10 protein-coding genes and 1 pseudogene are annotated in these 13,506 nt (G+C 49.2%); 7 read left to right on the forward strand and 4 right to left on the reverse strand.

The genetic code is table 11. From position 1 onward, the window contains the following. Positions 1 to 25: 25 nt before the first annotated feature. From KDC22_RS03620 to KDC22_RS03635, 4 genes are all read right to left on the reverse strand, one after another. Positions 26 to 1,576, reverse strand: a complete 1,551-nt coding sequence (locus KDC22_RS03620) for a YncE family protein (RefSeq protein ID WP_173138458.1) — start codon at positions 1,574 to 1,576, stop codon at positions 26 to 28. Between the two features lie 46 nt (positions 1,577 to 1,622). Then, positions 1,623 to 3,146, reverse strand: a complete 1,524-nt coding sequence (locus KDC22_RS03625) for a YncE family protein (RefSeq protein WP_211722097.1) — start codon at positions 3,144 to 3,146, stop codon at positions 1,623 to 1,625. A gap of 58 nt (positions 3,147 to 3,204) precedes the next feature. Beyond that, positions 3,205 to 5,814, reverse strand: a complete 2,610-nt coding sequence (locus KDC22_RS03630; RefSeq protein WP_211722098.1) for a pyocin knob domain-containing protein — start codon at positions 5,812 to 5,814, stop codon at positions 3,205 to 3,207. Positions 5,815 to 6,072: 258 nt separating this feature from the next. Next, the gene (locus KDC22_RS03635) at positions 6,073 to 6,861 is read right to left on the reverse strand and encodes a nucleotidyltransferase domain-containing protein (protein ID WP_173138452.1); all 789 of its coding nucleotides are present in this window, start codon (positions 6,859 to 6,861) and stop codon (positions 6,073 to 6,075) included. Positions 6,862 to 7,065: 204 nt separating this feature from the next. On the opposite strand from KDC22_RS03635, the gene KDC22_RS03640 reads away from it, so the two are divergent. The 7 genes and pseudogenes from KDC22_RS03640 to KDC22_RS03670 all read left to right on the forward strand — a co-directional run bounded on the left by KDC22_RS03640 (position 7,066) and on the right by KDC22_RS03670 (position 13,478). Then, complete coding sequence (locus KDC22_RS03640) at positions 7,066 to 8,055, forward strand: tRNA dihydrouridine synthase (RefSeq protein WP_211722099.1); 990 nt, start codon at positions 7,066 to 7,068, stop codon at positions 8,053 to 8,055. Between the two features lie 174 nt (positions 8,056 to 8,229). Continuing rightward, the gene (locus KDC22_RS03645; protein ID WP_211722100.1) at positions 8,230 to 9,282 is read left to right on the forward strand and encodes a YrpD family protein; all 1,053 of its coding nucleotides are present in this window, start codon (positions 8,230 to 8,232) and stop codon (positions 9,280 to 9,282) included. Positions 9,283 to 9,394: 112 nt separating this feature from the next. After that, entirely contained in the window at positions 9,395 to 9,841 is a 447-nt protein-coding gene (locus KDC22_RS03650; protein WP_211722101.1) for a copper amine oxidase N-terminal domain-containing protein, read from the forward strand. 169 nt (positions 9,842 to 10,010) lie between these two features. Next, positions 10,011 to 11,237: an RtcB family protein gene (locus KDC22_RS03655; protein WP_211722102.1), complete on the forward strand. Its 1,227-nt coding sequence runs from the start codon at positions 10,011 to 10,013 to the stop codon at positions 11,235 to 11,237. Positions 11,238 to 11,317: 80 nt separating this feature from the next. Next, positions 11,318 to 11,422, forward strand: a pseudogene (locus KDC22_RS03660) (AbrB/MazE/SpoVT family DNA-binding domain-containing protein); the annotation flags it as partial. Positions 11,423 to 11,491: 69 nt separating this feature from the next. Further along, positions 11,492 to 12,865 carry a YecA family protein gene (locus KDC22_RS03665; protein ID WP_211722103.1) on the forward strand — a complete coding sequence of 458 codons (1,374 nt, stop codon included), beginning with the start codon at positions 11,492 to 11,494 and terminating at the stop codon, positions 12,863 to 12,865. Between the two features lie 43 nt (positions 12,866 to 12,908). Next, positions 12,909 to 13,478 carry an SF0329 family protein gene (locus tag KDC22_RS03670; protein WP_211722104.1) on the forward strand — a complete coding sequence of 190 codons (570 nt, stop codon included), beginning with the start codon at positions 12,909 to 12,911 and terminating at the stop codon, positions 13,476 to 13,478. Positions 13,479 to 13,506: the final 28 nt, after the last annotated feature.

Here is a 13,506-nt window from a genome sequence, read left to right on the forward strand (position 1 = left end):
GTGCGATTCCTCCCTCAGTAGTTATTCAATCTTCTGATTCAAGGATTTGCGTTTTGGGTCTGAGCTTGCTCTGCGTCCGGTAGCTGACTGCCATACCATACACCTTGCCGCCGATAGAGATGGCTTCCCCCTTGGTATATGTCACCAGATCAACAGGGGTCACATATTGCTCTTCGGTGACAAATGCCTGTAAGCTGTCAGGTGTAATAACTACCTGATGGGCAACGGGGATTCTCACAAAATGCGAGAGAGCACCGTTATAGGGCTCAATAATTTGCAGGCCGGCAAACTGGTCATCGCTAGCCTCAATAACGATGCATATCTTTTGGCTATCCGAGGAGACGTCTATGTCATTCTGGCCCTTATAGCCGTCGAGATAATTAGGGCCGGCAAAGCCGGTAGAGATGCCGGCGAACATGATCTTTGTGGAAGGGGGGGCTTGAATTGCATAAAAAATATCATGCCATTGTCCTGCATCAGTGGCTACGGCAGCAATGTTACCCCCTACGTTCCAAGTAGTCAGGCTTCTAAACTTACTCTGACCGTCAATGCGATAGACCCTGATGTTAGTAGGTCCAAACATGGGCACCCAGTTTCCATTGTTTGTAACAGCGATCGGGTTATGATTCTCGGATCCCCATGCCAAGTTACCATTCTGGACCGTGTATTTCACCGTATCAATAGCGGCATAGCTATCCGGATCCTTGCAGGCAGCAATGACGAACCAGCTATTTGTGTCTACAGTCAGGGAAAACGGAGCTGCAGGAAGCGCTATGGTGTTGACGGCGGTATGGGTACTGTTATCAATGACGGTAACACTTTTACTTCCGAGATTTGCTACGAAGGTCTGTTTGTTGTCCGGTGTAATCACTACAGCTACCGGCTCAGTACCCACGCTGATAGTGGCAGTGATCTGAAGGGTTGCCGCATTAATGACAGAGAGGGTTTCATCTCCGTAATTAATGACATAAATAGCTGCTCCATCCGGCGATTTGGCAATGGCCCTCGGATCATTTCCAACCTTTATGGTTCCCGCAATCTTTTGGGTCTGCGGATCTACCACTGACACATAACCTTTCCCATCCGCTGCGGAGGTGTAGGTAACGAAGAGATAGCTGGAGGAGTCTACGCTGTTGAATACGTTGACACTCATATCGGACTTACTGACGCTTAAAGGGCCTTCTACGTTATTGTAGCTTGAAATCCGGGCTTGCAGCGTGTACGTGAATGAACCTTTACCGGGTGTGTCCACATGGAAGAAGCTGAGTGTCTCCTCGTGGACGGTTGTCGCGTCAACATCATACGCAAATATTGTATTATCCAAAAGAATTTGTCTGCCGTTGCGCAATAGACGGTATTCAATGGCCAATTTGCTGTTTGCTTTATCGATGCTGTCCCAGATCACCTCCATATTAACCTCGATTTTGGCAACCTGATTCTCTGCAATGATATTGAAGGGAACGGTTACAAGGTAAGTCCAATCCCCGGGTGATCCCAGCGGAAGGCTCACTGGCGATAACGTGGATTGATAATGGAAGCTGTTGCACGGACAGGAATTTAGGGAATCAAGATTCATTTGTATACCTCCTTAAGATGGGAGAGACAGATAGCGATATAGGCAGTTATGATTGGGTCCGGTATGCTCCAACGATTCCCTTCACCCTGGACGAGTTGCCCAAATGAATTGAATTAGAGGAGGAGGGGGTCACAAGATTGACGGGATGGACATATTCAATTTCTGCGACATAAGCTTTGGTGCCGTCATAAGTGATAGCCAGATCATTGGCCACAGGCAATCTTACAAAAGCAGACGAAATATCCAGGCTTTGCGAATCAATAGAAATCACCTGCAGGCCCGCGAATTGGTCGTCATTAGCCGTAATGGTTATACACACACGCGATTGGTCCGGTGATACCCGGATTTTATTCTGGCCTTTGTAGCTGGGAATATCCGGTTTCTGTTCTCCCGTTACAGCGCCGCTGGCATCAATCGCCAGATTACTTGCTGTTCTTATGACATCTTCAGTGAAGGACTTGGTCGCCAAAAAAAGGCCATTGTTCAGGTAAACGCCGGAGACGGTTTGATTCAGCCATGTAACAGAATTCCCGGGACCAATATCGTCAGGACCATTGATCCTCCTTAGCTGATTGTTGATATCCAGGGCGGCCACCAAGTGACCGTCAGGTCCGACAACCAGCGGGTTGTGGGCGGTGCTAAAGCTCAGGTTCCATCCGCCGTGCGCGAAGGGATTAACCTCATCGCTGTCTACGGCAATGGCCGATACATAATCGTTAGTTCCTCCTTCACGGCAGGCGGCATACATATACCAGCTGTTGGGACATGCAGCCAGAGCGAAGGGACTTCCGCTGCCCACGGACACTGTTTTAATAACCGTTTTGGAGGAATTATCAATAATGGTGATGCTCTTATCGTCATAATTGGCCACGTACGCTTTGGTGTTGTCAGGGGTTACCATAACTGCTTTGGGATTACGTCCTACGTTCAGCGTAGCGGTGACCGCATTGGTATTGGTATCAATGATGGATACCGTATGGTCCCCTTCGTTGACTACATAGACAGTCGCTCCGTCCGGTGAGATGCAGATGGAGCCCGGTTGCTTACCTACCGGAATGGTTGCGAGAATAGCATCCGTCTGAGAATGGATGGCCGCTACATACCCGTCGCCGTTCTGTGCTTCATAAGATACATACACAGGTATGGATACAGGGGTGGTATTGTCAACTACAAGTACAGACATACCCGCTTCTACAATTTGGATTTCAAGTAGCATGACATATTGAGAGTCCGTAACTTTAGCCTGCAATTCGTACGTGAAGGCCCCGCTTAACGGCTGATCCACGTATAACAAACTTACCGGTCTCTGATTGATGGTTTTTAAATAAGTTAAATGACTATGAATTACAGGCTCACTCAAGTAGATAGGGATGCCATTACGCAAGAGACGGTATTGGATACCCACTGTTACCTCTAAATTTTGGTACGACTGCCATTGAGTCAGCAGGTAGGCATCAAGCTTGACCGCCTGGTTTTTCTTGGTGCTAATGAATGGAGCCGTCAGAATGGTGTTCCAATTGGAGTCGTTGAAATATATATATTTTGTCTGAACAAAATCAATATGAGACATGGCCCATTATCCCTCCCGCTATAAAGTTGTATTTCCCCACGGCTTCCCCAAGATGTGATCAGTCAATCTTCGTAAGAGTGAATTCATGCTTGCACTTTCTGCCGTTGAAGGCGTGGCGCAGAGTTACCGAATGAGCAGTCAAGTTCTTGACACCAAGTCTTTGACCGGCTTCGCATTGAATCATGCCGGTGACATGAGCAGGCTGAATGCCGGTGAAGGTAGAGGCTGCAGGCTCGTAATGCAGGGAGGAATGATGCTCGGGCGTTTCACCATCTAATGAGATGACGAAGGAGGCAGGCTGATTATTGTTCAGATGAAGAGACAGGGATAAGGAGTACACGCCGGATTGATTCACAATCACTTCTCCCGTCCGGGCATCAAGCTGGCAGTCGCTGCTTAGTGCCATTGCAGTAAAAGGAATGAAGTCATTGTTGGCAATCACGGCGTCACCTAATAAATAAGCGGAACCGTAGGCCTTTACAAGATCATTACTGGTAATATTCACCCAACTAGACCAAGTAGAGCCATTATCTTCACTTCGGCGCCACCAGATGCCCCTGTCTGTAAAGAAATACTGGGTTGTATAGGGAGGGTTATTGTAATAAGGAGCAGCTAACACCATTAATACCCAAGAACCGTTATCATTAGGGGCATTATTAGCTTGGTATCCGTTGCCTACATAGTAACCAATTGTCTTGAATTGGTTTAGATCAATATGGTCGCTGCCTCCAAGATTCGTTAAAGGAACAAAGTTCTGATTCGTACCCGTGCCGCTGCTGCTGTGCCACTCGCTCCAGGTGCTGCCGCTATTGCTGCTGGACCGCCACCAGGAACCGGACTCGGACTTATAGGTCTGGAGGATGTGGGTTTGACCGGACACCGTCTGGGCCACGACTTCCACACTCCATGCTGCATCGGAGGCCGGAGCATGGGTACCGGCGCTGCCCGGACCAATATATACGCCGGTGTCTTTGAGTTGGTTGAGATCAACAGTGCCGGACAAGGTTCTCAAAGGCAAGGAGGATTCAGTTAAGTTAATCCACTCGGTCCATCCATTAGGGAGGTGAGTACTTGAGCGATACCAGACTCCATTAGGATCAAAGAAAGTCTGACTTAAAAAAGGATGTTCTAAAGGGCGGTAGTCAACCGGAGCGCCAGTGATCATTAGTGTCCATAAAGCGCTGTCGCTGGGCCCATTTACAGCCGGTTTGTTGGGACTGTAATAGAATCCATTAGCTGTGGCATCATCTAAATTTGTGTCATCCCCCCAAAATTCCTCCCAATACCGGATGGGCATTGGATATATGTCTATATCCCATTGTGTCCATGAAGACCAAGTGTCACCTCGATTAAGACTATACCTGGACCACCTGCCATCTGAAGTTATGAAGGTTTGACTGATGAAGGAGGCCCGTGCCAGGATTTCGAGAAACCATTCCGATCCTTGGGAAAATGGGGAGTGTGTGGGACGGGTTCCAGTTCCAATATATACGCCGGTGTCATGGAGCAGATTAAGGTCAACAGTGCCGGACAATGTCTTGAGCGGCATAGAGGGTTCATCCACCAGACTGGTCCAATCCGACCAGGTCGAACCGTTATCCTGGCTTCGGCGCCACCAGATGCCGTTGTCTGTGTAGAAGGTCTGCATGACATAACTCTGACTCCCATAGGGTGCGGCGACCACCATGAGGACCCAGGCAGCATTGGAGTTGGGGGCATTCGTCGCTCCTATACCGTTCCCCACGTAGAAACCGGCTTGGTTAATTTGATTCAAATTGTTGGTTTCGGTCTTCTGCAGCGGCATGGCAGGAACATTCGTGTCGCTGTGCCACTCGCTCCAGGTATTGCCTCCGTTGCTGGTAGACCGCCACCAGGAACCAGAATCGGACTTATAGGTCTGAATGACATGGGTTTGGCCGGACACCATCTGGGCCATAACCTCCACGCTCCAGGCTGGATCGGCAACCGGGGCATGGGTGCCAGCAGTACCTGGACCAATATATACGCCGGTGTCGTTGAGTTGGTTAAGGTCAACGGTGCCAGACAATATTTTGAGCGGCATAGAGGGTTTATTGACCGTACTGGTCCAATCCGACCAGGTAGAACCGTTATCCTGGCTTCGGCGCCAATACATGTCGTTGTCCGCATAGAAGGTTTGCGCAACATAGCTCTGATTCCCATATGGAGCGGCTACCACCATGAGCACCCAGGCAGTGCTGGAGCTGGGTGCATTCGTCGCATCTCTGCCGTCTCCTACATAGAAGCCAGCTTTGTTAATTTGGTTCAAATCATTGGTTTCCGTCTTCTTCAGCGGCATGGCCGGTTCATTCATGAGGCTTTGCCATTCCGACCAGGTAGATCCTCTATCTTTGCTGGACCTGTGCCAAATACCGCTTGGCGATTGATAGGTTTGACTGGCACTGACATCCCGGTGGGCTTTATTGTCATCATCTATGATGACCTGTACAGTCCATGTGACATCCTGACTGGGGGCATTCGTACCCGCTTTATTCCTGCTCAGATAGAAACCGGAAGTTTGTAAAATGTTCAGATCAATGCTCTCGTTATCAGGATTCACAATGGTCAAGTGCATCGCAGATGTCAGCGTAAATCTGGACGCAAGTGTATCCGCCAATGCCCCCGCTAAATCTTCATCTTCGTGATTCATTTCGTAAATCTCCTTTCGGTGTAAGGTGCCTGTTCTATTACACAATTCCGGACTTCGTGGTGGACAACAACCGGTCATTGCAACAAATGGTCGTTAATACTGCATATGCAGAGACAAATATACTTAAGACCACAAATTAAGAAATAACATTAATTTGAAACTATATAAATATATTGATTTCTTTCTCGTTCATAGTCTACAAATGACAACAGCGACTCCCGGAAACCGGAGAGTCGCTGTCTCATATAATCTGTCCTGTTATCTGTCCTGCAAGGAAGGAGGCTGCTCCATCCAGGAGCGCTCACTGGCTTGCACATAAATTCCCAGGGCCTGCTCGAAGGAAAGACCGTGAGAATAGAAGTCCAGCACCTTTGCGGCGAAGCGCTTGCACTTATTGGCGCCTGGCGACTGCAGCAGCTCTGTGGCGAGCTTGCGGAAGTCCTGCGGCTTAGCTTCCGCAGCCTCAACGGCGTCCAGTAGCCCCTTGTGGCTTGGAAAGAGCATCCGGTTATAAGCCAGGATCATTCTGCCGCTGAAGAAGACCAGACTGCTGGCGGTGTGGGCGAGCAGGAAGGCGTCGTTCTTCCGGGCCGCCTTCTGGGCGAAATAGAAGGCGAACATGAAGATCTGGGCGCAGAAGTCCCGCAGATTGCGCTCCCGGTTCTCCTCGGGATAGACGGGAATCCGGGCGACCCATTCGCCCAGCTCCGGGATTCTGGAGAATACAACCTCCGACCCGGTAAAAGCATATCGCGTAGGCTCGTTGCCCCGCTCGGCGGCCAGCTCCACAAACCGGAGGTTGACCACTTTGATATCGGCATATCCGCCTTCATAGGTGCTGACCTCACGGTCCACGTAGGACAGCAGATGCTTCCGTTCATACTCTGCATAGGAATCATCGGTGAATACCAGGTGAACATCCACATCCGAGGTCTCCTTGGCGGTTCCTTGGGCTACTGATCCACTGGTGATTACCGCCAGACAGGATGGATTCTGCTCCAGCTTCTCCACCAGCTTCTCCAGTGTCTGTCTATGGTGCTCATACATTTCTTGCATCCTCCCTTAAGCGTTGTCCAGCACATTAAGCGTAGCCGCTGGGGGGCTTGCCAGCTATGGGCAATTCAGACATATGTTTTTGGGATCTATTAGGGGAGTCACTTCTTTGGGGCTTATGATATAATCTGGGTTACAGGTTAGTTATTCTACTACGGGACAAGGTATTGTCCTGATCATTATAGAGAGGTTTTGGATATGACGAACAATTTTTGGCGTGATTTGCCACGGCCGTTTTTTATACTGGCGCCGATGGAGGATGTGACGGATGTTGTGTTTCGCCATGTGGTGAGTGCGGCGGGCAGACCGGATGTGTTTTTTACGGAGTTTGCGAATTCAGAGAGCTATTGTCACCCGGAGGGGCATCATGCGGTGCGCGGGCGTCTGACTTATACGGAGGATGAACAGCCGATTGTGGCCCATATCTGGGGAGACAAGCCGGAATACTTCCGCCGGATGAGCATTGGGATGGCCGAGGAAGGCTTCCGGGGCATCGACCTTAATATGGGTTGTCCAGTAGCGAATGTGGCGGAGAACGGGAAGGGCAGCGGACTGATCTGCCGTCCCGAACTCGCAGCGGAGATCATCCAGGCGGCGAAGGCCGGAGGATTGCCCGTCAGTGTCAAGACCCGGCTCGGGTTCAGCAGCATTGACGAATGGCGGGGCTGGTTAACCCATATTTTGCAGCAGGATATTGTGAATCTGTCCATCCATCTGCGCACCCGTGAGGAGATGAGCAAGGTGGATGCCCACTGGGAGCTGATCCCGGAGATCAAGAAGCTTCGCGATGAGGTGGCCCCGCATACCCTGCTGACCATTAACGGGGATATCCCGGACCGGCAGACCGGCCTAAGACTGGCTGAAGAGTACGGAGTGGACGGGATTATGATCGGGCGCGGGATTTTTCAGAATCCGTTCGCGTTCGAGCAGGAGCCGAGGGAGCATACCAGCGAAGAGCTGCTTGATCTGCTGCGGCTGCATCTGGATCTCTACGATCAATACTCAGGACAGGCACCACGTTCATTCAGCCCGCTACAGCGGTTCTTCAAAATCTACGTCCGCGGCTTCCGCGGGGCCAGTGAACTAAGGAATAATCTAATGAACACCAAGTCTACCGGTGAAGTGCGGGCGCTGCTCGATGCGTTTGGGAGTAGGGAGCCGGACGGGGCGGAGGGACTGGGGGATTAAAGGAGAGAATATGAGAACATTTATTAATTTCGAAGTGGAAAGGGATTAGGTGGTCTATTTTTTATATTTCGGAAGTTTGTAGATAATTATTCCATTTTTGAGGAAGGAGGTATATGATAGGATTGTTGGTAAATCACCATATATACCAATAAATACTATTCGGGGAGAATTGACATGAAAAAAAGAGTTGCAACATTATTGCTAGTTTCAGCGATGTTTGCCTCCGTATCAGGAGTATCTGCTTCAGGAATTGCAACAGAGGATACTCAAATCAGCAATCTAAGTAATGATAATATTTCAGCTACAGAGTCTAATGAAATGATCAATTACGCTAGGCTAAACCTCTCCCAAGAAAAAGGCGAGGCCTCCAGATCAGTATCTGTAAGTTCGTACCAATATACATTTTTAGCTACGAATCCGAATGAAAAAAGTTATGTATATGAAGAGCCTTTGAATGGAACACCACAATTAACAGTTTTTGATTCAAGTATTCAAGAAGAAAAAATCCAACCCCAATCGTTACCTACAGATCAAACTGATTTTATCAAAGATGGTGTAGGCGGTAGATATTATATATCTCCAACTGGAACAGCTAACTCTTACTTAACTACAACCTTAAAATTACCAGTAGATAGTTTAGTTGCCCCTAAAATTGCTGCTTACAATTATATCGGTTATTCAGCTGGAAGTGATGAAGCTGATTTAGGGACAGTGTACACAGCTACTGCTGGACCAAGCGGATCTGAAAAAGGTTGGAGAGTTGCTGCTAACGTTAAACATAATGGAGCCACTGTTGCAATGAATGGGGTATCACCTTACAATCAGATGTACAACAAAAATGCATTCTTATCCAACTCTTCTGTAACAATGTCATCTTGGTATAACTATAACGGAACCGGTCATGCTAGAATAAAAGTAGAAGGAACTGCAACGTGTTCAGATAATGCTTGCACAATATCGACTGATTCCCACCTTATTTCAATTTTTGAGTCTGGTGTTATTGGGACAAATGGAATTAGCTCAATCACTAAGTGGAAAATATTATCAACTGTTGTTTCATCTGATAACACAGGGAAAAATTACGCGGTTTATAGCGGTATTAAAATAAATGGAGCTGCAGTATCAAGTAGTTCTTTTGGAGTTCCTGAACAAGATCATGCGTATATTACTAGGGATGCTAATAACACAGTTACAATAGATGTAGATTCAAGTAAATACCCATTATAAGAGACAGGGGCTATTCCAAGTAATGGGATGGTCCTATTCACATTTTTTTGCAACTTTTCTGCGTGACTTAAACGTCTATAAATTGAAAATATATAATTTGGAGGAGTTAGTTATGAAATTGAAATTAATAATACCGTTTCTTGTTGTCATCTTGGCCTCAGTTGGCTGTATCTCAGTCTCCAGTGTAAGTGCGGCAACACCACCCACTTATGGTTCGGTTATTTTAGATGGGAAACCTCTTGGCTTTGATGCCAAACCCATAATCATTAATGGGAACACGATGGTTCCTTTCCGTAAAATCTTTGAATCATTAAATATGAATGTCCATTGGGATTCCAAAACAAAAAATATCACTGCCAAGAATACTGGTGTAACCATCCAAATGACTTTGGATACCCTTAAAGCAACTGTCAATGATAAAGAATTCACGTTAACGCAAACTCCATTTAATACACCTGAAGGAACGGTTTATGTGAACCTCCGATTCATTAGTCAAGCTGTAGGGGCAACAATAAGCTGGGATAATACGAAGAAGATTGCAACGATAAATACAAAATGATGATGCGCTGAAGCTGCCTAATTGTAAATAGACCGATTCCTTGGATAGGACGGTCTATTTTGTTATATCTACCCAGTTGTAATACTTCCGCCATGTACTTTGCGCTCCAATTAAACGACTATAGAGGCAGAAGTTTGTGATATCCCGATCCATAGGAGGATGAATAATTATGGCTTATACAACAATAGACGGCGTGCGGGTGTGGGGGAAGCCGGACGACGGCGCGCTGGTGCAGGCCCGTATGTGTGCGGAGAACGGGAATGTGGTGCAAACTCTGCTCATGGCGGATCATCATAAAGGCTACAGTCAGCCCATTGGCGGGGTGGTCGTGTACGATGGGCAAATCTCCCCGTCTGGCGTGGGTTATGATATTGGCTGCGGGAACAAGGCGGTGCGGACCCGCTTGACCATGGCTGAGCTGCGGCCGAGGCTCTCAGGAATCATGGACGAGATTGCCCGCAGAATCTCCTTCGGAGTCGGCCGTGTCAATAATGAGCGGGTGGATCATGAGCTGTTCGATGACCCGGATTGGGATGTGTTCAAGGCAGTCGGCAGAGTGGAGCATGACAAGCTGAAGGCTCTGGCCCAGAGTCAGCTAGGCACGGTCGGCAGCGGTAACCACTTCGTAGACTTGCTGGAAGAAGCCGGAGACGGCCGGGTGTGGATTGCCAATCATTTCGGAAGCAGAGGGTTCGGGCACAAGACGGCGAGCGGGTTCCTTAACCTGGCTGCGGGCAGAGACTTTCTTGCTAACGCCCCCGGCGAAAAGATGGACCAACCGCCCGTTCTGCTGGATCTCAGCAGTGAGCTGGGCGATATGTATTACAGAGCGATGAAGCTGGCGGGACGCTACGCCTATGCAGGGAGGGAATATGTGATCCGCCAGGTCTTAGCCATCCTGGGAACGGAAGCGGATCTCGAAGTGCATAACCATCATAACTATGCCTGGAAAGAAACCCATAACGGCAAGGAAGTCGTCGTTGTCCGCAAAGGGGCGACCCCGTCTGCACCGGGACAGGTTGGTTTTATCGGCGGCAGTATGGGGGATATATCGGTAATCGTTAAGGGCAAGGACAGTGCGGAGAACAAGGATTCTTACTACAGCACCGTTCATGGGGCGGGGCGGATTATGAGCCGGACCCAGGCGGCAGGCCGAATGAACTGGAAAACCCGCACCCGCAGCGGCGGCCAAATCTCGACAGCGCAAATGCTCGGAGCGGTTCGCGATTTCGGTGTTGAGCTGCGCGGCGCGGGCACGGACGAGAGCCCTTTTGTGTACCGGAAGCTGCAAGAGGTGCTGGATGCGCACGCGGGAACCATCGAGGTCATGCATGTACTGAAGCCGGTTGGGGTATGTATGGCGGGAGCGAATGAGTTCGATCCGTATAAGGATTGAGATCGTTCCTCTCTCCATAGTGAGTTGACTTCTAAAAGCCCCCTGTTTACACTTTGTGTATACATTCAGGGGGCGGTTCTATGTTTCAGGTTCAAAAATGGGGGAACAGCTTAGGTATTCGTATTCCCAAATCCCTTGCGCTGAAGGTCGGTATTGAGGCGGGCTCCGAAGTCGATCTTGATGTGGAAGAGGGGCAACAAGGACGGGAAGCATGGTGACGTGCGGGTATGTGCCAGATCGGGGGAGTGTACAACATGACAGGAAGAAATGACCCTTGTCCTTGTGGCAGCGGGAAAAAGTACAAGCAATGCTGTATGCTTAAGCAGGCGGAGGAGCAGACACTGCAGGCGAAGGGGCGGCACTTTTTTGATCGGAAGTATAAATTAACGAATGATCTATATGCCTTTCTGGCTCAGAAGCAGGGCGGAGAATGGACATTTGATCGTCTGAAAATTCTACCCTTCGATAATAAGTTAGGCTATTCCAGAGACGGGTCCGGCAATATGTGGTCGTATTTCTTCCGTGTCTATGATAATGGCTTGCGCGGAATAGAGTGGTTTATGGAAGAGAGAGGCCACAGGTATACCGGAGAAGAGCGGAAGATGCTGGACCACTGGATGGAGATGAAGCTGTCCTGCTATCAGCTCGTGGATCAGTATGAGCAAGGATTGATCATTGAGGACATCTGGACTGGGGAAAGGTACCGGATGCCCTACTGTGAGACGATGATTAAGCTTCCGCCTTGGACGGTATCCATCGGAATGCTTGAGCCGTTCGTAGAGGATTGGTGTATCCATGGACTGTTTATGTGGGGCCATCCTGATGTAGCATCCGAAGTCATGACCCGGGTAAAGCAGTTGCAGGAAGAAGCAGCCAAGGCTTCAGGTCAGGAGCTGTCACCTGCGGATATACTGGCCGGCAATTATCCGGAGATGCTCAATTTGTGCGTTAGAATTAATAACAGCAATGGGACCACAGTTAGCAATCTGGAGGAGATACAGGAGCTGACCTGGGTAACGCGCGAGTATACCTGTGAACATCGAGAACTGCTGGAAAAGATGCTGCTGGAGATTGGCGATGATTATTTCCTGGCGCCGGGCACAGTGCCTGAAGAAGGGATTGCCGTAATTAGCCGGATAGACAGGCTGGACGGACTATTAGGAACCCTGCCAGCGGAGCGCCGGGAACGGCTTGACTTGGGCGAGATCCAGCTCTCGATGGATCTGGCAGATATTAAGATCGACAGACAAGGCGTAACCGTCACGGGTTGGCAGAGTGCTGAGCTGGAGGCTACACTGGAGCTGCTCGACTCGAAGCTGTCTGCAGCCGCAGGTCTGACCCTGGTGAATGAACGAAGAGAAGCCCATGAGCTCCCCCGGGAACGGGTCGTTAATGGATACAATATAGTAACAGACAAGAACCTCTCTGACCAGGAGTTCCAAGCTTACGGGAATCTGCCCATGCTGCTGCAATGGGTTCTAGATACACTAGAGCAAGATCCCGAAGAAAGTGCAGAAATGCTGGTTAGGAGAAGAGAATATAGGCAATACCGGGCCAATCCGCACAACGCCAACCTGAACCTGTTACGTACAGCACTTGGGTTGCTGGAGAGTCCGTTTACCGGGTAAGGGACAAGCCGGTTCTCTGTTTGATTAAGGAAGGTAGGATACTATGTCTTGGAGCAAATTGAAGCAACAGCTGGAGGGCTTTCTCAGTCCTGCGTTACAGGGAAGGGTAGAATACCGCGCACCGGGTTACCGTTATTTTGCGGATAAATCAGGGATCTGTTACATCTCGGTGGATAAGAAGAACGTACTCAACTTGGGAGATAAAACGAACACGATCAGGTGGTATGCATCTGAGCTTGACATCAGGAATGATCCGGGTATCCGGATTCCTGTCACCGATGACGACATTGAAGCCGTCAGACAAACGGCCAAAGGGCCAATTCCCGAGGATCGCCTGATCGTCATGGCCCGAGGCCGCTTAAGCACAGAGCACGCCAAAGAGCTAATGGCAGCGCAGGCTGCGCTCACTAAATCGAATTTCATCGTAGTGGCGAATCAGTTCCTGACGACTCCTATCGAGGAGAGCCTGGAGAGTAATGATATGGTGCTCAATATCCTGGCCTTGGTGGATCGGAGAGTCGGGAAGAAGCGGATTATAGGCATGTCAGAGAAGATGAGGCTGAAGCATCCGGTGGTGCAGTATTTCTATGAGCTGCGCCGGTGGACGCTGTGAGTGTATTAACGAATAGATCAGCCTGAAC

It is taken from the genome of Paenibacillus tritici (assembly GCF_018207515.1).
Classification (GTDB): Bacteria; Bacillota; Bacilli; order Paenibacillales; family Paenibacillaceae; genus Paenibacillus_AQ; species Paenibacillus_AQ tritici.